Annotated in this window: 22 protein-coding genes and 1 pseudogene; 7 read left to right on the top strand and 16 right to left on the bottom strand. The window is 71.1% G+C overall.

Going from position 1 to position 23410, the window contains the following annotated elements:
- Positions 1-2: 2 nt before the first annotated feature.
- The 3 genes from trxA to B085_RS0104205 are packed head-to-tail and all read right to left on the bottom strand — an operon-like array spanning position 3 to position 1736.
- Positions 3-332, bottom strand: coding sequence for a thioredoxin (gene trxA / locus B085_RS0104215; RefSeq protein ID WP_018557309.1), 330 nt, complete (start codon positions 330-332; stop codon positions 3-5).
- A 43-nt stretch (positions 333-375) separates the two neighbouring features.
- A complete protein-coding gene (trxB, locus tag B085_RS0104210) occupies positions 376-1326 on the bottom strand; it encodes a thioredoxin-disulfide reductase (RefSeq protein WP_018557308.1) in 951 nt (316 codons plus the stop codon).
- On the bottom strand, positions 1323-1736 hold the full coding sequence (locus tag B085_RS0104205; RefSeq protein WP_018557307.1) for an arsenate reductase ArsC: 414 nt from the start codon (positions 1734-1736) through the stop codon (positions 1323-1325). Before B085_RS0104205 ends, trxB begins: the two co-directional genes overlap by 4 nt.
- 71 nt (positions 1737-1807) lie before the next feature.
- Here B085_RS0104205 and B085_RS0104200 point away from each other — a divergent pair, with 71 nt between their 5' ends.
- From B085_RS0104200 to B085_RS0104190, 3 genes are read left to right on the top strand one after another with little or no spacing between them, the layout of a single operon-like run.
- Complete coding sequence (locus B085_RS0104200; RefSeq protein ID WP_018557306.1) at positions 1808-2122, top strand: ArsR/SmtB family transcription factor; 315 nt, start codon at positions 1808-1810, stop codon at positions 2120-2122.
- Between the two features lie 35 nt (positions 2123-2157).
- Positions 2158-2907, top strand: a complete 750-nt coding sequence (locus tag B085_RS0104195; protein ID WP_018557305.1) for an aquaporin — start codon at positions 2158-2160, stop codon at positions 2905-2907.
- Positions 2904-3971: an ArsO family NAD(P)H-dependent flavin-containing monooxygenase gene (locus B085_RS0104190; RefSeq protein ID WP_026250658.1), complete on the top strand. Its 1068-nt coding sequence runs from the start codon at positions 2904-2906 to the stop codon at positions 3969-3971. Before B085_RS0104195 ends, B085_RS0104190 begins: the two co-directional genes overlap by 4 nt.
- Positions 3972-4078: 107 nt before the next feature.
- On the opposite strand, the gene B085_RS41145 is transcribed toward B085_RS0104190, so the two are convergent.
- The 5 genes from B085_RS41145 to B085_RS0104165 form a co-directional block, all read right to left on the bottom strand.
- Positions 4079-5476 carry an FAD-dependent oxidoreductase gene (locus B085_RS41145; protein WP_018557303.1) on the bottom strand — a complete coding sequence of 466 codons (1398 nt, stop codon included), beginning with the start codon at positions 5474-5476 and terminating at the stop codon, positions 4079-4081.
- Positions 5477-5950: 474 nt separating this feature from the next.
- Positions 5951-6316 carry an ArsR/SmtB family transcription factor gene (locus tag B085_RS0104180; protein ID WP_026250657.1) on the bottom strand — a complete coding sequence of 122 codons (366 nt, stop codon included), beginning with the start codon at positions 6314-6316 and terminating at the stop codon, positions 5951-5953.
- A 69-nt stretch (positions 6317-6385) separates the two neighbouring features.
- Positions 6386-7612 carry an MFS transporter gene (locus B085_RS0104175; protein ID WP_018557301.1) on the bottom strand — a complete coding sequence of 409 codons (1227 nt, stop codon included), beginning with the start codon at positions 7610-7612 and terminating at the stop codon, positions 6386-6388.
- 7 nt (positions 7613-7619) lie between these two features.
- Complete coding sequence (locus tag B085_RS0104170) at positions 7620-8066, bottom strand: ArsI/CadI family heavy metal resistance metalloenzyme (protein WP_018557300.1); 447 nt, start codon at positions 8064-8066, stop codon at positions 7620-7622.
- A gap of 73 nt (positions 8067-8139) precedes the next feature.
- Positions 8140-9540, bottom strand: a complete 1401-nt coding sequence (locus tag B085_RS0104165) for an NAD(P)-binding domain-containing protein (RefSeq protein WP_018557299.1) — start codon at positions 9538-9540, stop codon at positions 8140-8142.
- A 152-nt stretch (positions 9541-9692) separates the two neighbouring features.
- On the opposite strand from B085_RS0104165, the gene B085_RS0104160 reads away from it, so the two are divergent.
- Both B085_RS0104160 and B085_RS46480 read left to right on the top strand, forming a co-directional pair.
- On the top strand, positions 9693-10049 hold the full coding sequence (locus tag B085_RS0104160) for an ArsR/SmtB family transcription factor (RefSeq protein WP_018557298.1): 357 nt from the start codon (positions 9693-9695) through the stop codon (positions 10047-10049).
- A gap of 97 nt (positions 10050-10146) precedes the next feature.
- Positions 10147-10437: pseudogene (locus B085_RS46480) on the top strand (ArsR/SmtB family transcription factor); the annotation flags it as partial.
- Between the two features lie 177 nt (positions 10438-10614).
- Here the strand turns inward: B085_RS46480 and B085_RS0104155 are convergent.
- The 6 genes from B085_RS0104155 to B085_RS0104130 form a co-directional block, all read right to left on the bottom strand.
- Positions 10615-11676 carry an inorganic phosphate transporter gene (locus tag B085_RS0104155; RefSeq protein ID WP_018557297.1) on the bottom strand — a complete coding sequence of 354 codons (1062 nt, stop codon included), beginning with the start codon at positions 11674-11676 and terminating at the stop codon, positions 10615-10617.
- A 187-nt stretch (positions 11677-11863) separates the two neighbouring features.
- Positions 11864-12271 carry a hypothetical protein gene (locus B085_RS0104150; RefSeq protein ID WP_018557296.1) on the bottom strand — a complete coding sequence of 136 codons (408 nt, stop codon included), beginning with the start codon at positions 12269-12271 and terminating at the stop codon, positions 11864-11866.
- Positions 12268-13803 carry a 2,3-bisphosphoglycerate-independent phosphoglycerate mutase gene (gpmI, locus tag B085_RS0104145; RefSeq protein WP_018557295.1) on the bottom strand — a complete coding sequence of 512 codons (1536 nt, stop codon included), beginning with the start codon at positions 13801-13803 and terminating at the stop codon, positions 12268-12270. Before gpmI ends, B085_RS0104150 begins: the two co-directional genes overlap by 4 nt.
- Entirely contained in the window at positions 13800-15122 is a 1323-nt protein-coding gene (aroA, locus tag B085_RS0104140; protein ID WP_018557294.1) for a 3-phosphoshikimate 1-carboxyvinyltransferase, read from the bottom strand. Before aroA ends, gpmI begins: the two co-directional genes overlap by 4 nt.
- A gap of 51 nt (positions 15123-15173) precedes the next feature.
- On the bottom strand, positions 15174-17720 hold the full coding sequence (locus tag B085_RS0104135) for a molybdopterin-containing oxidoreductase family protein (protein WP_018557293.1): 2547 nt from the start codon (positions 17718-17720) through the stop codon (positions 15174-15176).
- Positions 17721-17832: 112 nt separating this feature from the next.
- Positions 17833-18552, bottom strand: a complete 720-nt coding sequence (locus B085_RS0104130) for a glutamine amidotransferase-related protein (protein ID WP_037731208.1) — start codon at positions 18550-18552, stop codon at positions 17833-17835.
- An 830-nt stretch (positions 18553-19382) separates the two neighbouring features.
- Here B085_RS0104130 and B085_RS0104125 point away from each other — a divergent pair.
- Together B085_RS0104125 and B085_RS0104120 are read left to right on the top strand one after the other, a co-directional pair.
- Positions 19383-20948, top strand: a complete 1566-nt coding sequence (locus B085_RS0104125) for an MFS transporter (protein ID WP_018557291.1) — start codon at positions 19383-19385, stop codon at positions 20946-20948.
- A 111-nt stretch (positions 20949-21059) separates the two neighbouring features.
- Positions 21060-21461, top strand: coding sequence for an ArsR/SmtB family transcription factor (locus B085_RS0104120; protein ID WP_018557290.1), 402 nt, complete (start codon positions 21060-21062; stop codon positions 21459-21461).
- A gap of 78 nt (positions 21462-21539) precedes the next feature.
- Here the strand turns inward: B085_RS0104120 and aepY are convergent, their stop codons facing one another.
- Both aepY and B085_RS0104110 read right to left on the bottom strand, forming a co-directional pair.
- A complete protein-coding gene (aepY, locus tag B085_RS0104115; RefSeq protein ID WP_018557289.1) occupies positions 21540-22643 on the bottom strand; it encodes a phosphonopyruvate decarboxylase in 1104 nt (367 codons plus the stop codon).
- Positions 22640-23320: a DedA family protein gene (locus B085_RS0104110; protein ID WP_026250654.1), complete on the bottom strand. Its 681-nt coding sequence runs from the start codon at positions 23318-23320 to the stop codon at positions 22640-22642. Before B085_RS0104110 ends, aepY begins: the two co-directional genes overlap by 4 nt.
- Positions 23321-23410 lie beyond the last annotated feature (90 nt).

The raw sequence follows: 23410 nt of genomic DNA, 5'->3' as shown, positions 1-23410 counted from the left end.
CCTCAGCCGATGAAGTCGGCCAGGTCGCGCTCGATGGCGGCCTTCGGCTTGGCGCCGACGATGCTCTTCACGACTTCGCCGTCCTTGTAGACGTTCATGGTCGGGATCGACATGACGCCGTACTTGGCGGCGGTGACCGGGTTCTCGTCGATGTTCAGCTTGACGATGGTGATCTGGTCGCCGTGCTCCGCGGCGATCGCCTCCAGGGAGGGGGCGATCTGGCGGCACGGACCGCACCACTCGGCCCAGAAGTCGACGAGGACGGGCTTGTCGCTGGACAGGACCTCCTCGTCGAAGGTCGCATCGGTCACGGGCTTGGTGTTGCCGGCCACGGCAGTCTCCTTGGGATGGTTGCGGCCGGGCGGCCGCGGTCTGCTAGGCGGTGGTGTCGTTCAGGCCTGCGAGGTAGCGCTCGGCGTCCAGGGCAGACGCGCAGCCGGTGCCGGCGGCGGTGATGGCCTGGCGGTAGGTGTGGTCGACCACGTCGCCGGCCGCGAAGATGCCGGGGATGGTGGTGCGGGTGCTGGGGGAGGCGACCTTGAGGTAGCCCTCGTCGTCCAGGTCGAGGACGCCCTTGAACAGTTCGGTGCGCGGGTCGTGGCCGATGGCCACGAACAGGCCGGTCACGGGCAGTTCGCGGGTGTCGCCGGTCTTGGTGTCCTTCAGCGTCAGGCCCGACAGCTTGCCGTCGGTGCCGTGGATGGCGGCGACCTCGCTGTCCCAGGCGAAGGAGATCTTCGGGTCGGCGAAGGCTCGTGCTTGCATGGCCTTGGAGGCTCGCAGGGTGTCGCGGCGGTGGACGATGGTGACGGTCTTGGCGAAGCGGGACAGGAATGTCGCTTCTTCGATGGCGGTGTCGCCGCCGCCGATGACGGCGATGTCGTGCTCGCGGAAGAAGAAGCCGTCGCAGGTGGCGCAGTACGACACGCCCCGGCCGGACAGTTCGTCCTCGTTCGGCAGGCCGAGCTTGCGGTGCTGGGAGCCGGTGGCGACGATCACGGCCTTGGCCCGGTGGACGGTGCCCTCGGAGTCGGTGACGGTCTTGATGTTTTCGCTGAAGTCGACCGCGGTTACGTCGTCGGGGACGAGTTCGGCCCCGAATCGCTCGGCCTGGGCCCGCATGTTGTCCATCAGGTCCGGGCCCATGATGCCGTCGCGGAAGCCGGGGAAGTTCTCGACCTCGGTGGTCTGCATCAGCGCGCCGCCGGCGGTGACCGAGCCCTCGAAGACCAGCGGCTTCAGCGAAGCGCGGGCGGTGTAGAGCGCGGCGGTGTACCCGGCGGGTCCGGAGCCGATGACGATGACGTCGCGGACCTGCCCGCTCATGCCTTCGGCTCCGGGGCGATCTCGGCGATCAGGCCCTCGATCCGGGCCTTGATCTCGTCACGGATCGGGCGGACGGCCTCCACGCCCTGACCGGCCGGGTCCTCCAGCGTCCAGTCCAGGTAGCGCTTGCCGGGGAAGACGGGGCAGGCGTCGCCGCAGCCCATGGTGATGCACACGTCCGAGGCCTGGACCGCCTCGACGGTCAGCACCTTCGGGATCTCGGCCGACACGTCGATGCCGACCTCCTTCATCGCCTCGACGACGGCCGGGTTGACCTGGTCGGCAGGGGCAGAGCCAGCCGAGCGGACCTCCACGCGGTCCCCGGCGAGGTGGGTCAGCCACGCGGCGGCCATCTGGGAGCGGCCGGCGTTGTGGACACAGACGAAGAGCACGGAGGGCTTGTCGGACATGGTGGTCTCTCTTGTCTACGACGGAATGCCCGGGCTGGCATCAGCCCCGGCTGATGTGACAGTATCAGCCCATGCTGACGTCAGTCGACACTGATCTGATCCGGGTTCTGGCGGACCCGCTCAGGCTCCAGATCGTGAGCCTGCTCGCCCGCGAGACGCTGTGCACCACGCATCTCGTGGAGGAGACGGGCGCCCGTCAGACCAACCTCTCCAACCACCTGAAGGTGCTCAGAGAAGCCGGTGTTGTCGAGACCGAGCCGTGCGGCCGGTTCACGTACTACCGGCTGCGGCCGGAAGTCATCGAGAGCCTGGCCGGGTCTTTTGCCGATCTGGCCGCCACCGCCCGGACCACCGCCGAGAACAACACCAAACGCGCCTGCCCCTGATCCCCGCCCCTCGCGCTTCGCCGACAGGAGTCCCGTTGAGCGCCACCGAGACCGCCCCCGAGATCACGGCGGAATCCGCCCCCGCCGTCGTCCCCGCGCCGCGTGTCCCACTGACCCGCAAGGCCGCCGCCGAACTGGTCGGCACCGCCGCGCTGGTCGCCGTGGTGATCGGCTCCGGCATCCAGGCCACCGAGCTCAGCAAGGACGTCGGCATCCAGCTGCTCGCCAACGCCATCGCCACCGTCTTCGGCCTGGGCGTGCTCATCGCCCTGCTCGGCCCGGTCTCCGGCGCCCACTTCAACCCCGTCGTCACCCTCGCCGAATGGTGGACCTCCCGCCGTGAGGGCGGGGACGGCGTCACGGCCCGCGAAGCCGCCGCCTACATACCGGCTCAGATCGCCGGGGCGATCGCCGGCGCGATCCTGGCCGACGCCATGTTCGCCGAGCCACTGGTGAAGTGGTCCACCCACGACCGCTCGGCCGGGCACCTGCTGCTCGGCGAGGTCGTCGCCACCGCGGGCCTGGTGCTGCTGATCTTCGGCCTGGCCCGCACACAGCGGCTGCACTTCGCACCAGTCGCCGTCGCCTCCTACATCGGCGCCGCCTACTGGTTCACTTCCTCCACCTCCTTCGCGAACCCCGCGGTCACCATCGGCCGGGCCTTCTCCGACACCTTCGCGGGCATCGCCCCCGGTTCGGTACCAGGCTTCATCGGCATGCAACTCGTCGGCGGGGTCGTGGGCCTGGCCCTGGTCGCGCTGATCTTCGCCCGCACCGAGAAGTGAACCGACCGACGCAGGTGGTGGTCATCGGCGGGGGCCAATCAGGCCTCGCCGCGGGCTACCACCTGCGCCGCCTTGGCCTGGACTTCGTCATCCTCGACGCGCAGAACAGCCCCGGAGGGGCCTGGCAGCACGCCTGGGACTCCCTCCAACTGTTCTCTCCCGCCCCGTACTCCTCCCTTCCCGGCCGGCCGATGCCGCACCAGCCCGGCGCCATCTACCCAGGCGCCGCCCACGTGGTGGCGTACCTGAGCGAGTACGAGAAGCGCTACGAGCTGCCGGTCATCCGCCCCGTGAACGTCCGCGGCGTACACCGGGCCGGCCCGCTGCTGCAGGTGCACACCGACGCCGGTACCTGGCCTGCGCAGGCCGTCATCAGCGCGACCGGCACCTGGAGGCGGCCCTTCGTGCCCGCCGTCCCCGGCCGCCGGGCTTTCACCGGTCGCCAGTTCCACACGGTCAACTACCGCGCTCCGAACGAGTTCGCCGGTCGGCGCGTCGTCGTGGTCGGCGGCGGCAACTCCGGAGCCCAGATCGCAGCGGACCTCACCGGCCATGCCGACGTCACCTGGGCCACTGCCCGCCCGCCGCGCTTCCTGGCCGACGACATCGACGGCCGGGCCCTGTTCGATGCGGCCACCGCCCGCCGCCGCGCGCTCGACACCGGACAGGCCGACACCGCCGGCGTGGCCGCCCTCGGGGACATCGTCGCCGTGCCCCCGGTCCGCGCAGCCCGGGGCGCCCGCCTGCTCAACGCGGTACCCATGTTCACCCGGCTCACCGCCCCCGGACCCCAGTGGCCCGACGGCACCATCACCCACGCCGACGCGGTCATCTGGTGCACCGGCTTCCGCGCCGCCCTCGCACACCTCGCCCCCCTGCGGCTGCGCGACCGTCGAGGCCGCATCGCCACCACCGGCACCCGCGCACTGGCCGAACCCCGCCTGCACCTGCTCGGCTACGGAGACTGGACCGGCCCCGCCTCCGCCACCCTCATCGGTGTCGGACGCCCCGCCCGCGAGGCGGCACACGAGATCGCCGCCCTGGTGCGCCCCGCAAGCGCCTGAAGACGGCAATAGACGGGCGCCGATCTCACGTGGAGGCTGCGGGCCAGAACAGCCAAAGATCGATGCCCGTCTATTAATCGTGAACGTATCGGCGGCAACCCCAGCCTTCAATGCCCGTCAGGTGTCCTTGGCCTGTCAGAAAGGTGACGACTGCGTGCCCAGGTCTGGGTGGCCACCTGCACGGCGTCGAAGGGGCTGCCCAGCGGAGGCGTGTAGGACAGGTCGAGGTCCTCGACCTCGTCCACGGCCATGCCGTGGAACAGGGCGGTGGCCAAGACGTCGACCCGCTTGTGCACGGCACTGTCCAGGTGGCCGACGAGCTGCGCGCCCAGTAGCCGCCCGGTAGCGGCGTCGCCGGTGATCCGTGAGCGGATCGTGCGGGAGCCCGGGTAGTACGCCTTGTGGTCGTCGGCGGCCGTCGCCACCGTGACCGGGGTGAAGCCCCCGGCGACTGCTTCGTGGTCGCGCAGCCCGGCGCGGGCGATGACCAGGTCGAACACCTTCAGCACCTGCGTGCCCAGCGACCCGGCGAACTCCCGCGACCCGCCGAGGGCGTTCTCGCCGGCGACGCGGCCCTGCTTGTGCGCGGTGGTGCCAAGCGGCAGATACGTGTCGGTGTCCAGCACCCGGTGATAGGTCTGCACGCAGTCCCCGGCGGCGAAGATGCCGTCCACGCTGGTACGCATGCCCCGGTCCACGGCGATCGCGCCCCGGGCCCCCAGCTTCACCCCGGCGGTCTCGGCCAAGGCGGTGTCGGGACGCACACCGACGACCACCAGCACCAGGTCGGTGGTCTGCTTGAAACCGTCGCTGCCGATGACGGTCAGCCGGTCGCCGGTGCGCTCAATGCGCTGTACCAGGGTGCCGGTGCGCACCGACACGCCGCGAGCGAGCAGTTCGTCGGCGACCAGGGCGCCGAGTTCGGGGTCCACGGTGGGCAGCACCTGCGGCAACTGCTCGACCAGAGTGACGTCAACGCCCCGCGTGGTCAGGCCCTCGACCATCTCCAGACCGATGTAACCGGCTCCGACGATCACCGCGGACGCCGGCGCGCGCTCGAGGGTCGAGGTCAGCGCGAACGTGTCGTCCATGGTGTGCAGCAGGTGCACCCCATCGGCCGGTCCGAGACGGTCCAGACCGTCGATCGGCGGGCGTACCGGCACGGCACCGGTGCCGATCACCAGCCGGTCGTAGCCCAGTTCGTCGTGGGTGCCGTCCTCGGCGTGCTGGACGGTGACGGTGCGCCGCTGCGCGTCGATCGATACCGCCCGCGTGTTCAGCTGCAGGTCCAGGCCCGCGGCATCCAGGTCGGCGCGGGTGCGGTGGGCCAGCGCCCGCCAGTCGGCCACCTCGCCGGAGACGTGGTACGGGATCCCGCAGATGGAGAAGTTCGGGTAGGAGTCGGCGACGACGACCAGCGGCCGGACGGAGGGGTCCAGTTCGTGGGCCCGGAGCCCGGCGCTGATCCCGGCATCACTGCCGCCGATCACGAGCAGACGCGTCATGGGAATCCCTTCAGGACAAGGTGGGGGTGATGGGCCGGTGGCGGCGATGCCGGGCGGCAAGAGCGCTGGGCAGGCCTTGCTGGCCTTCCCTCACTGGCGGTGGAGGCCAGGAAGGACTTCAGAGCGCGTTCAGGGTCCTCGCGGCCTTGTCGGCTCGGCCGCCGCTACTTCGCCACATGCCGCGAGGGTGACCGCACCCATGGCCGCTTGGGCCCCGACCAGGAGGCGGGGAGCCTTGGATGCTGACGCACGTGTCCCTCCCGGGTCCCCTGCCATGCCGAGGACGGGCAAGAGTGGCTGGATCGGCTGATTTCACCGACTGAGATATAGATGGTTGCCGATGCAGCGCGGGTGAGGGTGACGTGCCGGGGAACATCGCCTGTCACGTGACGGGCATCCGCATGACCGACGGTGAGACGGCATGAGGGTGCGAGTCCGCCGGGGGCCCTGCCGGAGAGCCCTGGCGGCTGCGGGTCATACCGCCGCGGCGCTGGCCAGCAAGCGGCCCATCGCGGCCAGCACGGACGGCTCGACGCGGTAGTAGACCCAGGTGCCGCGCCGCTCGGAGGTGAGCAGGCCGGCTTCCTTGAGCTTCTTCAGGTGGTGGGAGACGGTCGGCTGCGTGACGCCGACGTCGGAGATGTCGCAGACGCAGGCCTCGCCGCCCTCGTGGGAGGCGACCGCGGAGAACAGGCGGAGCCGGACCGGGTCACCCAGCGCCTTGAACATCCGGGCGGCCACCTCGGCCTCCTCCACGTTCAGTGCGCGCTCGGTCAGCGGCGGGCAGCACGGCGCCACAGACTCGAGGTCGAGTACCGGCAGACCTTTGACTTTCGACATGCATCTATGTTTACACATGTCGAACCATAAGGGTCTGGCTGTTCTGACCAGTACCTACCGGCCGTGCGGTCAGGGGCTTGGACCGGGGGGTGGAGCGGTGCGCCACGCGATGAGTGCGGCGCCGGCGGAGATGAGGGCCAGGACGGCGAACAGATGCGGGTAGCCGCCCAGGGGCGCGGCCAGGGCGGTGCCGGCGAACGGGGCGAGAGCGGAGGCCGTGGTGGCCGGGGCGGCCAGCAGTCCGGACAGCCGCCCGTAGTGCGTGGTGCCCCAGCGGTCGGTGATGGCGGTCGCCTGGAGCAGGGTGAGATTGCCACGGACGGTACCGGCCAGGACGGACAGGGCGGCCAGCAGCGCATAGGGGCCGGGGGTGACCGCGAGGGCGGCGGTGGTCAGGCTGCCCAGGCCGATCAGGGTCGTGGTGCGCACGGCGGGGGAGGTGCGCCGGGCGAGCGCGGCGTACAGGGTGCGGCCGAGGGTCTGCCCGGCTCCGCCCAGACCCAGCAGCCAGGCGGCCTGGGCGGTGGAGAAGCCGCGGTGCAGCAGCAGCGGGACGAGCGTGACGACCACGGCGTACATCGCGAACGAGGACAGGGTCAGCGCGGTGGCCAGGAGCCAGAAGACGGGGCTGCGCGCCACGGCGGTGGTCGGGTGCGGCGTCCCGGCGGCCGGGCGGGGCGCGGGCGGCCAGGGAGCGCGCAGGGCCAGGGCATGGGCGGGGATGGTGATGGCGGCCAGCATCGCGGCCAGGACCAGGTAGGTGCCGCGCCAGGTGAGGTGGCCGGACAGTTGGGCGGTCAGGGGGGCGAAGACGGTGGAGGCCAGTCCGCCGGCCAGGGTGACGACGGTGAGGGCGCGCATGTGGTCGGGGGCCCACCAGCGGGTGACGGCGGCGAATGCGGGCTGGTAGAAGGTGGCGGCCATGGCCGGTCCGGCCAGCAGCCAGCCGGCGATGAAGACGGGCAGGCTGGGGGCGGTGGCGATGACGATCAGGGCGAGGGTGGCCAGGGCGGATCCGGCGGTCATGACGGTGCGCGGGCCGTGGGCGTCCAGGATGCGTCCGACGCGGATGCCGCAGAGCGCGGAGACGAGCAGGGCGGCGGAGAACGCCGCGGTGGTCGCGGCGGGGGACCAGCCGGTGGCGGCGGTGATCTGCGGGTTCAGGACGGGGAAGGCGTAGTAGACGATGCCCCAGCCGGTGATCTGCGTCAGGCACAGTGCCGGCAGGGCGGCGCGCGGCCGCGGTGGCTGACCGGTGACGGGTGCGGCCGCGCGCGTGCGGGCGGGCAGGTTCACGTCCGGGTCAGCAGCAACCGGCCGCAGCCGTCTGGCTGGTGGCGGGCTCGGTCGTGGCGCAGCAGGCGCCGGCGGGCTCCTTGGCGGGGGCGTCGGCCTTGACGACGTAGACCTCCCAGGGTTCCTTGCCGGGGCCGTGGACCCAGACCTTGTCCTGCAGGGCGTAGCAGCAGGTGGTGTCGTTCTCCTCGAAGGTGGCCAGGCCCGCCTGGGACAGGCGGGTGGCGGCGGCGGTGACCTCGTCGGTGGAGGCGACCTCCACGCCGAGGTGGTCCATGGCCGTGTCCTCGCCGGGCTCGCCCTGGAAGAGGACGAGCTTGAGCGGGGGCTCGGCGATGGCGAAGTTGGCGTAGCCGTCGCGGAGCTTGGCGGGCTCGGTGGCGAACAGCTTGCTGTAGAAGGCGATGGCCGCGTCGAGGTCGGGGACGCGCAGGGCGAGCTGGAGCCGGGACATCGTCGTTCCTCCAGAGGGTGGGAAGGGGACCGGTGCCCGGGGCCGGCTCACCGGCCCCGGAAACGGCGCGGGGTCAGCAGCAGTTACCGGATCCCGTGGTGCCGGCGACCGGGAGGGTCAGGGTGCCGGGCGCGACCTGGATCAGCTGCGGAGCGGGGGCCGAGCAGCAGCCGCCCGCGGCGTCCTGCTGCGCGTCGGGGGTGTCGAACAGGCCGGCACCGCCACACACGCCGGACTCCGGCAGCACCAGCTCGACCCGGTCGGCGGCCTCCAGGTCACCGGCGATGGCGGCGACCACGGAGCGGGCCTGCTCGTAGCCGGTCATGGCCAGGAACGTGGGGGCACGGCCGTAGGACTTCATGCCGACCAGGTAGATGCCCCCTTCGGGGTGGGAGAGCTCCTTGCGGCCGTGCGGGTAGACGGTGCCGCAGGAGTGCACGTTGGGGTCGATCAGCGGGGCCAGCTCCACGGGGGCCTGCAGGCGCTCGTCCAGGCCGAGGCGGATCTCCGACAGGAACGACAGGTCGGGCCGGAACCCGGTCAGCACGATCACCTCGTCCACCGGCTCCAGCCGCCGGCCGTCATCGCCGACCAGCACCGGACGCCCGTCGCTGTCGCGCTCGATCGCCTCGGTGCGGAAGCCCGTGACGGCGTCGGCGTGACCGTCGTCGACGGCGGCCTTGGCGGCCAGGCCCAGTGCGCCGCGGGCGGGCAGCTGGTCGGCCGTGCCGCCACCGAAGGTGGCGCCGGAGATCCCGCGGCGAAGGACCCACACCGCGTGCGTGCCGCTGCCGTCCTCGGCCTTGGCCAGGTCGGCGAGCAGGGCGAGGGCGGTGAAGGCGGAGGCGCCGGAACCGATGACGGCGGTGCGCCTGCCCGCGTAACGGGCCCGCACGGCGGGGTCCTTCAGGTCCGGGACGCGGTAGGTGACGCGGTCGGCCGCGGCCTTCTCACCCAGCGCGGGCAGGCCGTTGCCGCCGGCCGGGCTGGGCGTGGTCCAGGTGCCGGAGGCGTCGATCACGGCGCGCGCGACCACGCGCTCCTCGCGGCCGTCGGCGTAGCTCACGTGCAGCACGAACGGCTGGGAGTCGCGGTCGGCGTCGACGATGCGGTCACGCCCGGCACGGGAGACACCGGTGACGGTGGCGCCGTAGCGGACCTTGTCGCTGAGAACGCCGGCCAGGGGCTCCAGATACTGCTCGGCCCAGTCACCGCCGGTGGGGTAGGAGGCGCCGTCGGGCTTGGTCCATCCGGTGGGCGCGAGCAGCTTCTCGGCGGCCTCGTCGGTGAGCTCGGACCAGGTGGAGAACAGCCGCACGTGCGACCACTGGCGCAGCGCGGCGCCCGCGGCCGGTCCGGCCTCCAGGACGAGGGGAACAAGACCGCGCTCCACCAGGTGGGCGGCGGCGGCCAGACCGATGGGTCCGGCCCCGATGACGGCGACGGGCAGCTCGGCAGTAGCGGGCGGGGTCACGGAGCGCTCCTCGGTTTCGATGTGCGTCTATGCCACTCAGCATGGACCCTGAATAGACATCCGTCAACATAGAGGTGCGTCGAATCAGGGAGGGGGAATCCCTCCTTCCTTGCGGGGTTGGCAAGTGATTAGATGAGTGTCAACATAGAGGCATGTCTAATCTGGACTCCGGCGTTCTGGACATCACCGCGTCGTTGGAGTGCTGCCAGCCGCTGGGACGAGAAGAACTCTCCGCCCCCGACGCGGAACGGATCGCCGCCATGTTCAAGGCGCTATCCGATCCGGTCAGGCTGCGGCTGTTCTCCAGGGTCGCCGCCCAACCCGGCGGGGAAGCCTGCGTCTGCGACATCCAGGACGTCGGCGTCTCGCAGCCCACCGTCAGCCACCACCTGCGCAAACTCCGCGAAGCCGGACTCCTGGTGTCCGAGCGGCGGGCCAGCTGGGTGTACTACCGGGTGGCGCCCGGCGTTCTCCCCAGCATCGCGGCCTTGCTGTCACCGGCAGCCTGAACTCGCACAGGAGCACGCGCGCACAACACGGCCGGAGACCAGTGGGACATGCCTGCCATCCACATCTCCCAGAGGGACGCTGGGGCGAGGAGACACCATGTGCCACCAGGCCGGTGACGCCGCCTGCACCGGACAATGCCCGCAACTGAGCGCCGCCGACGCCCTGTGGTGGGCCGACCTGTTCAAAACCCTCGGCGACCCGGTACGCCTGCAACTGCTCGCCCAACTCGCCGCGCAGCACGGCGCCGAGCTCCCCGTCCACGAACTCGGCGACGTCGGGGTGTCGTTGTCGACCATCAGCCACCACCTCAAGCGCCTGCGCTGCGCCGGCCTGATCCAGGGCCGGCGCGAAGGACGCGTGGTGTTCTACCGCATGAGCGAGGAGGCCCACGCCGCGCTGCTGCGCATCGCACACCTGCCCGGCCCGCCCTCGCGGCCGCTCGACCAGGTGCACGGACCTGGCGGGGAGCAAGGCTCCGGCCCCGCACCGCAGTGGGCCAATCACCGCGGTACGGGGCCGGATAAGGGGCCGGGGGCCCTGGGCACTGCCTGCTCAGGGCCCCGGTCAGCGCAGCAGCAGATACGCCACGGCAGCCACAGCGGCCGAGAACGGCGGTGTGACCAGCCAGGCGACCGCGAAGTCACGCACCGTCTTCTTCTTGATGCGGGACAGGTCGGTGCCCGCGGTGCCGGAGATGGCACCGATGGACACCTGCGTGGTCGACATCGGCAGCCCCTGGAACGCGCCGACGCCCACCAGGGCGGCGGTGGTCAGGTTGGCCGTGAACCCTTCGACGTGCGTCATCTTGATGACGTCGTTGGCCATCCGCTCCGCGACCCGGCGCCCCACCAGCAGACCGCCCACGGCCATGGCGAGCGTGACCGCGACCAGCAGATGCGTGGTCGTCATGCCGGAGACCAGAGCGAACGAACCGATCGCCACGATCTTGGGGGCGTCGTTCATGCCGCGCGCGAAGCTGGTCAGGCCACTGGTCGCCCAGTGGGCGATGCTGACCGGGCTCATCCGCCCGGCACCGGCCTCCTGCGGCTTCGCGGCGGGCTCGGCGGCACGCTGCGTCTGCTGTCCGGTCCCGCCGGTGCCCACCAGTGCCGGCTCCGGGTCGGGCTGCGGAAGGCGGCGGGCGGCGCGGCGCCGGCCGGCGACGCGCCCCAGCGCGGACAGGGCCGCGGAGATCGCATACGCGATCAGGACGCTCAGCAGCAGCGGTTGCACCACCTTGACCAGCAGGACATTCCACTGCACCGCGCTGCTGGCGAACAGGGCGCCGGCGCCCAGGAGCGACCCGGTCAGGGCGTGCGTGGTCGACACCGGCAGGCCGCGCCAGGTGGCCAGCGCAATCCAGGCGGCGGTGCCCAGCAGCACGGCGGCGGCGAAGGAGGTGGTGGGGGAGGCGGAGACGATGCCCTTGGAGAACAGGGCGGTCATCTTGTTCGCGAAGTGCAGGGAGACCAGGCAGCCGAGGGCTGTGGTGACGGTTCCCCAGGCGATGGCTGTCTTGATCTTTGCCTCGCCGGCGCCGGCGAGGGTGGCGACGCCCTTGGGGACGTCATTGGCTCCGTTGGCGGCGGCTAACGCCAGCACCAAGACGAGTACGAGTATGTCCATGTCAGATCCTTCGGGGTTGGCGGTGCCCTGAAAGAAACGCGGGCAGCACCACCGGGAAGGCGGCGGCTGCCTGCGCAGGCTGCAAGTGGATCTGGACCACAGTCGGGCCGGCGGCCAGCAAGGGGCCGTCGGCGACACGTTGCGGTAACCGGACCTTGAGGCCCGGGGCTTGCCGGTGGCTCCTCCTTTACGGGGTGTAGGTCAGCCAGACGTGGCCGAACGCGTCCAGGTGGACGTAGTGCTGGTCGCCCTCCTGGGTGGTGTGCATGGCGCCGCTGACGAAGTGCAGCTGCTCACCGGACCGGCCGGGCAGGACCGCGTCGAGAGGGACGCGGACGGCGCCGGCGGACGGATTGTGCAGGCACAGCACGGCGCGGGAGCGGTCGGCGGTCTCCCGCAGCACGGCCCACACCCCGTCGGCGAGGGTGAGCGGGCGGACGACGGAGTCCTCGGCGAAAGCGGCGGCGACCGGCGAGGAGGCCAGGCAGCCGGTGAGGCCCGGCGCGGGCTGCAGGGTGGTGTGCAAGGACGCCAGCAGATCGGGCAGCGTACTGCCGGCCGGGGCGGGGGCAGTGGTGGTGGGAAGCGGGCTCACAGTAGAGGCCTTCCTGTCATGGCGGATCCGGGTTTGTGTCCCAGCAGGTGCAGCACGGTGGGGGCGACGTCGGCGAGCGTGGCCTGCTGCGGCAGCACGGCCGGCGCGGTGCCCGCAGCGGCGGGCACGAGCACGAGCGGCACCGGATTGGTGGTGTGCCCGCCGTAGGGGCGGGTGGTGCCATCGGGAGCCTGCTTGGTCATCTTCTCGGCGTTGCCGTGGTCGCCGACCAGCAGCACCCAGCGGCCGCTGCCGCGGGCCGTATCGAGGATGCGGGCCACCGCGGCATCGGTGTGCTCGCACGCGGTCACGGTGGCCTGGTAGTCGCCGGTGTGACCGACGACGTCGATGTTGGCCAGGTTCGCGATCACCAGGTCGACGTCGTCGCGGGCCGCGGCCTTGGCGACCGCGTCGGTGACCCGGTCCAGGTTCATCTGCGGCCGCGTCAGGTAGTCCGGCGCCTGGTCGCCGGTGATCCGCACGTGCTCCTCGACGTCCCGCACGGTGCTGTCACGGCCGTTGATGTAGTAGGTGACGTGCTCGAACTTCTCCGCCTCGGCGATGCGGACACTGCGCAGCCCGGCCGCGGCGAGTTCATCTCCCAGCCCGCCGGAGGCGTCCGCGCGCTTGACCAGGGCGGGAATCGCGGCGCGGGTGTCGTACTGGGCGAGGCTGAGCATGCCCACCGTGCGGCCGGTCGCGGCCAGGTGCTCCACCAGGACGTCGGCGAACTGCTGGATGCGGTCGCTGCGGAAGTTGAACCACACCACCGCGTCCCCGTCGGCGACGCGCGCGTCACCGGCTGCGGAAACCACGCTCGGTGGCACCCACTCATCACCGCGCTCCGAGCCGGTCACCGCCTCGTGCGCGGAGCCGACGCGGGCGCCGACGCCGTCGGCGACCAGCGCGACCGCCTGCTCGGTCAGCTCGAGCTTGCCGGCCTTGTCCAGGGCGTAGCCGCGGCCGATGACCGTGGCGACCTGTCCCGTCCCGGCCTGGTCGGCCAGGCCGGCCACGCGCTGCAGGTAGGCCCCGGCCGTGTGGTCGGCGACGTCCCGGCCGTCGGTGATCGCGTGGATGAACACACGCCCCACCCGGTGGGCGGCCGCGGCGGCCAGGAGGTCGCCGAGGTGCTCGACATGGGCGTGGATCTGCCCGTCGGAGCACAGGCCGATCAGGTGCAGGGCGCCGCCGGAGGCGGCCACGTCCTCCAGGACCGTGCCCAGCTCGGGGTGGGTGCGCAGGGCGCCGGAGTCGATGGCCTGCTGGACCAGGAGACTGTCGTAGGGCAGGGGCCGGCCGGCCCCGATGACCATGTGCCCGATCTCGGAGTTGCCGACCGTGTCCGGCAGCAGACCGACCGCCTCGCCGGACGCGTCGGCGAACGTGCTCGCACCCTGCGCCACCAGTTCGTCCAGGACGGGGGTGTGCGCGGCGGACAGGGCGTTGTCGGCGGCCGGGGGCGCGTGCCCCCAGCCGTCCAGCACCAGCAGGATGCCCGGCCCGGCGACCTCAGCACCGCCAGCGCTCACTTGGTGCTCTCCAGGGTGGGGTGCAGGGTGTCGAGGGCCTGCCAGAAGGTGGGGAAGGACTTGGCGACGCAGCCGGGGTCCTTGATGACCACGCCTTCGGTGCGCAGGCCGCCGATGGCGAAGGTCATGGCGATGCGGTGGTCGTCGTAGGTGTCGATGACCGCGCCGTGCGGGGTGCCGCCGGTGATGTACATCGCGTCGGGGTGCTCCTCGACCTCGATGCCCATCTTGCGGAGCTCGGTGGTGACCGCGGCGATGCGGTCGCACTCCTTCACGCGCAGCGAGGCGATGTTGGTGATGCGGGTGACGCCCTCGGCGTAGGCGGCGGCGATGGCCAGCGACGGGACGACGTCGGGCATGGCCTCCATGTCGATGTCGATGCCGCGCAACCGGCCGCCGCTCAGGGTGATCTCGTTGTCGGAGACCTGGGTGTGGCAGCCCATCCGCTCCAGCGCCTCCACCAGGTGCACGTCGCCCTGGTGGGATCCGGCGCCGATCCCGGGGATGGTCACCCGCGACTGGAGGATGGCCGCGGCGGCCAGGAAGTACGACATGCCGGAGGCGTCCGGTTCCACGGTGACCTGCCCGCCGCGTGCCTGCTGCCCGGCCGGGACGGTGAAGCGCCGGTAGCCGTCGCGTTCGACGGACACGCCCATCTCCTTCAGCGCGGCCAGGGTCATCTCCACATACGGCTTGGAGATCAGCTCGTCGCTGATGGTGATCTCGGTGTCGTTATCCGCGCGCAGCGCGTTGATGATCAGGCTGGAGGTGAACTGGCTGGACACCGCGCCGCTGATGCTGGTGGCGCCGCCCTTGAAGGAGCCGCCGACCACGCGGATCGGCGGGCTGCCGTTGCCGCGGACCGCGGTGGCGTCCACACCGAGGGCCGGCAGGGCCTTGAGGAGGTCACCCATGGGGCGTTCCTGCATACGGGCGTTGCCCGTGATGACCGTGGTGCCCTCGGCGTGCCCGGCCATGGAGATCAGGAACCGCAGCGGGGTGCCGGCGCCGCCGACGAAGATGTCCTGGTCCGGAGCGCGCATGGGCTGCCGGGTGGGGGTGACCCGGATCCGCGCCGCGTCGTGATCGATGTCGCAGGTGACGTGACCGAACGCCTCGATGGCGCGGGCGAGGTAGACGGTGTCGTCGGACAGCAGCGCGTTGTCGATGACCGTCTCCTGCCCGGACAGGGAGGCGATGGCCAGGTACCGGTTGGTGTAGCTCTTGGAACCCAGGACGCGCACGGTCTCGTCGAAGGCGGCCAGAGGCACAACCGTGAGGGTCTCGGCTTTCAGACGGGGGTCAGGAGTGGTGGTCATGGGCTGCCTCCATGGTTGGGGGACGGGTGACGCACGGTTTCGTCTGCCGGGTCAGGCTTTGACGACCCGGCAGGCGAAGCACTTGTAGGCCTGCTGGCCGGAGAGGTTGTCGTAGTACTGGTCGTCGGGCAGGGTGTTGGCCGCCTCGTAGCGCGGGTCGTCGAAGACGTCGCCGACCTTCTGCGCCGGGCCGAAGGTGTTGGGCACGAACACCGTGTCCGGCCGGATCCCCTCCCACAGCAACGCGGTGCCGGTCACCGCGCCGCGGGGGCTTTCGACGCGGACCTCGTCGCCGTCGGCGATGCCGGACCGGCGGGCGGTGTCGGGGTGGATCTGCACGAAGCGGATGCCGTTGAGCTGCTTGCCGGTGGCCGTCCAGTGGGTGACCTCGGCGAAGTGGACGACGCTGGGACGCCCGGTCATGCCCATCAGCGGGAAACGCCGGTGCACCTCGTCGCTGCCGGGCACGCCCAGCCGCACCGGGTGGGTGACCGCCTGCGGGTTGATGGGGTTGGTGACCAGCTTGCGGCTGTAGGCGAGGGTGGGGTGAGCGCCGGTGACTTCCGGGTGCGTGTAGAAGATCGGAAGAGCGCTGTGCCCGGTCACGGCGAGCTGCTTGTCCAGCTCGGGGGTGGTCAGCTCGACCTTGCCGCTGGGGGTCAGGAAGCGTTTGCCGCGATGGGCCGCATCCAGCGACTCGACCGCCTCGTACCAGCTGGGGTGGTCCAGATACAGGGTGCTGACCCCGGGGTGGTCGGTGGTGGGGCACGGCCAGCGCAGCGGTTCGGTGCGCTGTGCCATGCGCTCGCGGGTCATGCCGCCCATGCCGGGGGTGTGGGCGACGAAGTCGTCCCACAGCTGCCGGTAGTCCATCCACCGCTTCGGGAAGGCCTCGCGCCACTCGTGGGCGGGCCGGCGGGTGTCCAGCTCGGCCAGCGCGTGCGCCAGGCCGATCCAGATCTCCCAGTCCGGGCGGGATTCCCCGACCCGGTCGACGACCTGCTCCTGCCAGCGGATGGCCCGGTCGTCGCGCCGCATGTAGACGCCGCCCATCTCCAGGCCGCTGCACACCGGCAGGATGATGTCGGCGTAGTAGGCGGCCTCCTCCATGAACAGCCCGGTGTAGACGTAGAAGTCGAGCTGCTCGAAGGCCTTGCGGACCTTGCTGGTGTTGGCGGACGACACCAGCGGGTTGCCCTGGGTGATGATGGCGCGCAGCCCGTACGGCTCACCGGTCAGGATGGACTGGGCGAAGTAGTCCGGGCCGACCGGCAGCGCCTCGCGCCGCTCGGGCACCGCTGCCTCCAGCGGCGGTAGGTGCAGATCACCGGGCCAGGTGTTGTGCATGAAGTTGCAGCCGCCGCCCGGTCGGCCGATGTTGCCGGTCACCGCGGCCAGGAAGGTCGCCACCCGGTAGGTGTCGAAGGCGCCGAGCTGGTGCGAGATCCCGGCATTGCAGAAGATCGCCGCCGGTTTCGCCGACGCGTACTCCTCGGCCATGGCTGTGATCGTCGCGGCGGGCACGCCGGTGACCTTCGCCGCCCACGCCGGGGTGTACTGGTGCTTGTTCAGGTGGGCGCGCAGCTCCTCGAAGCCGATCACCCACCGCTTGACGAACTGCCGGTCGAACAGGCCCTGCTCGAGGATGTGGTGGAGCATGGCCAGCAGCAGCGCCAGGTCGGTGTGCGGCTTGGGCGCCACCCACCGGTCGGCCGCCGCCCCGGTGGGGGTCAGCCGCGGGTCGACGACGGTGAGCGTGGCCTTGGTCTTGGCCCGCCCGCGCAGCAGGTAGTCGAAGGTCACCGGGTGGGTCTCGGCCTGGTTGGTGCCCAGGAACAGGTAGTGGCGCGCCGAGCCGAGGTCGTCCTTGCCGGTGGCGCCGTCGACGCCGTACCCGTTGGTGAAGTTGCCCAGCCCGAACGTCGCCGCCAGCGCGTTGCCGCCGGCGTCGTTGCACACCGGGCCGACATCGGTGTTGTTGGGGCTGCCGAGCATCGCGAACAGCCGCGCCACCAGCGATCCGGTGCCGCGGGGCAGCCGCCCGGTGGTGCGGTTGGCGATGGTGTGGGCCTGCCCGGCGTCGCGCAGCTTCAGCAGCTTGGCGGCGATGGTGCGCAGCGCCTCCTCCCAGCTGATGGCCTCGAACGTGGAGTGGGAGGAGCCCTTCTTGCCCGACACCCGGCGCAGCGGCGTGGTCAGGCGCTCGGTGTTGTACACGAGCTGGGGCATCATCTCGGCCTTGACGCAGATCTGCCCCTGCTGCACCGGGTCGTCGTCCTCACCGCGGACCGCGAGCACCCGGCCGGCCTTGAGATCGACGTTGAGCCGGCAGTTGGAGTTGCAGAACTGGCAGGCCGTGGCCACCGTGCGGTCCGGGGTCAGGGCCGCGGACTGGTCGGTGAACGCCGCCGGCACACCGCCGGCGCCCGCCTGGCCCGAACCGGCGCCATGAGCGCCTGTGCCGGAACCGGCGCTCGAGGTTCCGGAAGCGTTTGCGGACACCACCGGCAGCAGAAGCGGGCCGCCGATGCCTGCACTGCCGACGACGCTGCCGCGAACGAAACTGCGCCGGGACAGGCCGCTGTGATCGTGCTTCATGAAGGTGAGGGATCCTTCCGCCTGGCGTGGGAGAACGAGGCGGGCATGGCGGTGCCCGGGACCGTGCGCCACTGGGGCGCACGGCCGCGTGAACTGCTGAAGTTGTAGGAGGTCAGGCCACCGTCTTGGCCTGCAGGGCGGCGGCCTTGGTGCGCACGGCCGCCAGGAAGGCTTGCAGGATCTTGTGTTCGGCGCCGGGCTCGGAGGACAGCTCCGGCTGGAAGAGGCTGCCCATGAAGAAGGGGTGGCCGGTGATCTCCAGCGCGCGGGGCGCGCCGTCACGGTCCCAGGCGCTGATGAGCAGGGCGCCCTGGCTGGCGTCGTCCATGAACTCGTCGGTCAGCCCGTAGTCGCAGTGGAAGATCTCGTCGACCTCGGTCGTGCCGTAGATCGAGGCGAGCAGGGAGTCCTCCCGGACCGTCAGCGGGGCCTTCTCCCCGCGGAAGGAGCACGACAGCGGCGTGACCAGCGGCATCAGCTTTTCCGGGTCCTCGTCCACGCCCTCGGCTGCCGGCAGGTGCAGCACGTTCTGGGCGTGCTCGATCAGGGCGCTGAAGAAGCCGCCGCAGGTGCCCAGGAACGGCAGCTGGTTCTCGCGGGCGTGCCGCACGGCGATGTGCACGCCCTTCTGGTTGAAGTACGGCGCCCCGGGAACCACCCAGATGCCGTCGAAGCCCTCCAGCAGGGACGCGTCGTGGATGTCCACGGTCGGGATCCACTCCGTGGCCAGGTCCCACTGCTCACGCATTGCGTCGATCTTGGGGTGGGAGGGCTCGCTGTGATTGCCTCGGTCTCCCACCAGGGCAAGGCGCGGCTGCGTAGAGACTGACATCGTTTTCCCTTTCGGAACAGGGTTCAGAGGGCCTGGAACGCAGCCGTCGCCGTTGACGGTTCCACCCTCGGGAGGGCAGCGGTGCGCGTGCCGACCGCGTGGGCCGCTGCCGTGGTTGGTGTCTGGGGAGATGTCAGGGACCGCGCCGCCACGCGCGGGCCCGGAGAATGCGAGGATGCGGCGGGGCTGCCTGCGGCCGGGCCGGAGGTGACCGCACAAAGCGACGGCCTGCCGGTTGTTGCGCGCACGTTTTCAGCCCCCCCCCTGTGCATCCGGAAGAGAACCCGCACAGGCCCCCCTCGTGCTGCTTCACGCTCAATTTATCGATGACAGTCAAAGTGTTCGAGGATCGGCCGTCGGACGGTGAGCGTTTTGCGCCATACCCGCAAGGCCGGCTCCCCGGGCGTGTCGTCGGCGGCCCCGCCGCCCGGCGAACCGAAGCTGATCTGCGGCCTTGGCATATGACGGGCCGTCGACCGTGCCGGGAGGCTCAAGATTCCGACCGGTTGGTTCGTGGGAGCGCTCCCGCGCTGGTGAATTTACGTTCGACCACGTCAACGCGGTGAGACCTGCCGGTCTACCAACGGGTAGGGGGGAGTGGGGTAGATGGCCGGAACGCATGGGATCGGGCGCCCATTTTCAACAGCGTTTGCTGTTGATAGCAGGATCTGCTGCTACCTCTGTGGGGTGGCCGGGACTGGCCGGCGCCAACACCCCGCGGTCATCGGGCAGTCCCCGGCCACTCCGATCGAGCAGCGCCCGCCCTTCCCGCGCGTGCACAACCACCGCACCAGCGCTGCTATTTCCGCACCGTTGAGGGAGACCTGTTAGTGAACCGCCCCGCCGGACACCCGCGCCGATGGCAGATCCTGGCCATCTTGTGCCTGAGCCTGGTCCTCATCGGGCTCGACACCCTGATCCTGAACCTGGCCCTGCCCAGCATCCAAAAGGACCTGGACGCCACCAGCAGCCAGCTGCAGTGGACGGTCGACTCCTACGCGCTGGCCTTCGGCGGCCTGCTGCTGATGGCCGGCGGCCTGTCCGACCGGTTCGGCCGCAAGCGGCTGCTGGCCATCGGACTGGCCGCGTTCGCGGTGACCAGCCTGGGCGCGGCCTTCGCCTCCAGCCCCGAACTGCTGATCACCTTCCGGGCCCTGATGGGCATCGCGGCGGCGTTGATGATGCCCGCCACCCTCGCGATCATCAAGGACGTCTTCCCGCCCGAGGAGCAGGGCAAGGCCATCGGCATCTGGTCCGGTGCCGCAGCCGTCGGCGTGCCGCTGGGCCCGCTGGTCAGCGGCGTGCTGCTGGAGCACTTCTGGTGGGGCTCGATGTTCCTCATCAACGTCCCCCTGGCCGCGATCGCCCTGATCGGCGGCGCCAAGCTGATCCCCGAGTCCAAGGCCGAAGGCCACCCCGGCCTGGACCTGACCGGAGCCCTGCTGTCGGTGGCCGGCCTCGTCGCGATCGTCTACGGCCTGGTCGAAGCCCCGCACTACGGCTGGGGCGACGTCGTCACCCTCGGCTCGCTCGCGATCGGTGTCGCGCTCATGGTCGCCTTCGTGGTCTGGGAACGTCGCACCGCTCACCCCATGATCGACATCGGTCTGTTCGTCAACGCCCGCTACGGCGGCGGCGCACTGGCCATCGCCTGCACCTCCTTCGGCCTCTACAGCGGCCTGTACCTGCTGACGCAGTACCTGCAGTCGGTGCTCGAGCTGGACCCGCTCGGCGCGGGCCTGCGGATGCTCGCGATCGGCACCATGATGGTCGGCGCCCCGCTGTCGGCCAAGCTCGTGGAGCGCGCCGGGCTGAAGGCCACCGTGGTCATCGGGCTGCTGCTGTGCGCGGCAGGCCTGGGCCTGCTGGCCGGACTCCAGGTCGACGACCAGGCCCAGGCACTGTGGGGGCTGGCGGTGTTCGGGCTGGGCATGGGCATCGCGCTGCCGGCCGCCGTGGACGCCATCTTGGTGGTCTCCGCCGCCCGCCAGGCCGGCGCCGGATCCGCGGTGGCCGACGTCGGCATGCAGGTCGGCGGCGCGCTCGGCATCGCGGTGAGCGGCAGTGTGATCGCCACCCTGTACCGCGATGACCTCCCGCAGGCCGCCCAACTGCCCGGCGAGGCAGGCGAGGCCGTACGCGAGTCCCTGGCCGGCGCCTCGGCGGTCGCCCAGGAAGTCGGCGGAGCGGCCGGGCAGCGAGTGCTGCAGGCCGCCCAGGACGCCTTCGTCGGCGGCTTCACCACCACCTTGCTGATCGCGGTGTGCATCGCCCTGGCCGGCGCGGTCGCCTCGGCGATCGTCCTGCCCCGCGCCCGCACCACCGACGACGACGGCACCGCGCAGGCCGAGCCGGCAACCCAGCCCGGCAGCGCCGACGTTCACGCCACCTCGTAACTGACCGGGAGGAACGCCGTGCGTAGGATCGAAGGCACCGCCCGGCCTGCCCGGTGCGTTCCCGTAGCGGGAGGGCCAGCCGGCTCGCCCGGGGGTGACGAGGAGGTGGCGATGGCCCGGCCGTCGAAGCTCAAGGTCGCGGTCAGTGATCCCGCCCAGTGGCTCAGTGAACGCGAGCGGGCCCAGATGCTGGCGCCCAAGCTGCGGGCACTGGCCGACGAGACACGGCTGACGCTGATCCTGCTCATCGCCCAGCGGCCCCGCACGGTCAAGGAGCTGCAGGAAGCGACCGGCCTGAGCCAGACCCTGGTCAGCCACCACCTGGCCCCGCTGCGGGAGCAGCAGCTGGTGGAGGCCATCCCCCAGGGCCGCAGCAACCAGTACGTGATGTGCTGCCAGACTCTGGCCGAGCCGCTGCGGATGATCGCCAGCCTGGCCGCACTGGACCCGCAGACGGTGGCGGCGTGCCTGCACCCCGAGGCCGACACGCCTTTGGCGGCCGCCGGCAGCTGACCCGAACTCCACATGCCAAGGGCCGTACCCCCGACCTGCGGGGTACGGCCCTTGGCATGTGATGGGGCAGGCCCCTGGTTACTGCGTGAGGCTGGCCTGGAAGCGGTCGCGGATGTCCAGCGTGCTGAGCGCGTTGGTCGCCCGCGGCGGGATCGCCCCGGTCCGCGGCAGCGTCCGCACACTGATCAGGTGCGGACCCGGGACGGCCTGCGCGCGCCCCATGGCCTCGGCCAGTGCGTCGCTGCTGTCACACGCCACCGCGCTGGCGTAGCCGGCCGCCAGCGCCACCTGCGGGAAGGAGGTGGTCGCCGACGTCGTCGCCTGCCCGCCGGTCGACTCGTGCACCCGGTTGTCGAGCACCACGTGGATCAGGTTCGCCGGAGCCTCGTGCCCGATCATCGACAGCGCCCCCAGGTGCATCAGCACCGCCCCGTCCCCGTCCAGCACGACCACGGTCCGCTCCGGCTGGGACAACGCCACGCCCAGGCCGAGGGAGCCGGCGTGCCCCATGGAGCCTTGCATGTAGAAGTTGCCGGGCCGGTCGGCGACGGCGAAGGTGTCCCGTCCGGTGTAGCCGGTGGTGGCGATGACCGCGGCCTGCGGTGCGGCGGCGGTGACCACACCGATGGCCACGGCCGCCTCCAGGCCTTGGGCAGCGGGCTCGGCCGAAGCTGTGGCCTTGCCGATGGCGCCGCGCTCGACGAGTACGAACGGCGCCCGCTGGGCGGCCAGATCCTTCTCCGCGGCGTCGAGGATCGCCTGGAACTCCTCGGCGGTGTCGGCCGCGTGCAGCGTGTAGTGGGGGCTGCCCACGCTGTCCAGGAGGGCGGGGGTGGCCGGGCCCATCACGGCGTGCTGGGGTTCGTCGGTGGCCGGGTCGGGCCAGCCGCGCAGGCTGGTGAAGGTCAGGATCGGCAGCTGGTAGGTCATCACCAGCGAGGTGAGCGGGTTGATGAGGTTGCCCAGCCCGGAGTTCTGCAGCATGACGTAGGCGCGCCGGCCAGCCAGGGCGGCGCCGGCCGCCACTGCGAGGGCACTGCCCTCGTTCGGGGCCGGCACGTACCGGCCGGGCTGTGTGCTCAGGTGGGCGATCGGTCCGCCGAAGTGGGAGCAGGGCACACCGCTGGCGGTGGTGAAGCCGCGGTCGGCGAGGATGTCGCAGAAGTCTTCAGCGGAAATCATGCGCGGGGCATCTCCGTTTCCGGGCTGGCGGCGGGGGTCTGCTCGGTCTTTGCGGCGCGGGCACGGCGCCGCATCCGGATGCCCTCGATGATGATCGGGATTCCGGAGACCAGGACGATGCCGATGACGATGCCCTCGATGTTGTCGCGGACGAACGCGACCTGGCCGAGGTAGTAGCCGACCAGGGTGAGGCTGACCGACCACAGCACGGCGCCGAGGACGTTGAAGAGGAAGAACGTGCGGTACGCCATCCGTCCGACGCCGGCCGTGATCGGGATGAAGGTGCGGAAGACCGGGATGAAGCGGGCCATCACCAGCGCCTTGGGGCCGTGCTTGAGCATGAACTCCTGGGCGCGCTGGGCGTTTTCCTGCTTGAAGAACCGCGAGTTGGGCCGCCGGAACAGCGTCGGCCCGATCTTGCGGCCGAAGGCGTAGCCGAACTGGTCGCCCAGCACGGCGGCGACGGCGATGGCGAGCATGACCAGCCACAGCGGCTGGTGCAGGATCTGGTCGTTGGCGACCAGCAGGCCCGCGGTGAACAGCAGCGAGTCGCCGGGCAGGAAGAAGCAGACGATCAGCCCGGACTCGGCGAAGACGGTGGCCATGATGCCGAGCAGGCCGAAGGTGGATATCAGCGCCTCGGCGTTGAGCAAGGGTGATGCGGCAGTGGTCAGCATGGACGTCAATCCCTGGGATGTGGTGGTGCCAGCGGGTGGTCATGCCCGTGTGCCGGCCCCGTGACGGGGCCGGCACACGGTGCGGGGGTG

It is taken from the genome of Streptomyces sp. BoleA5 (genome assembly GCF_000373665.1).
In the GTDB taxonomy this organism is placed as follows: domain Bacteria; phylum Actinomycetota; class Actinomycetes; order Streptomycetales; family Streptomycetaceae; genus Actinacidiphila.
This window is presented reverse-complemented; position numbering and strand designations above follow the sequence as displayed.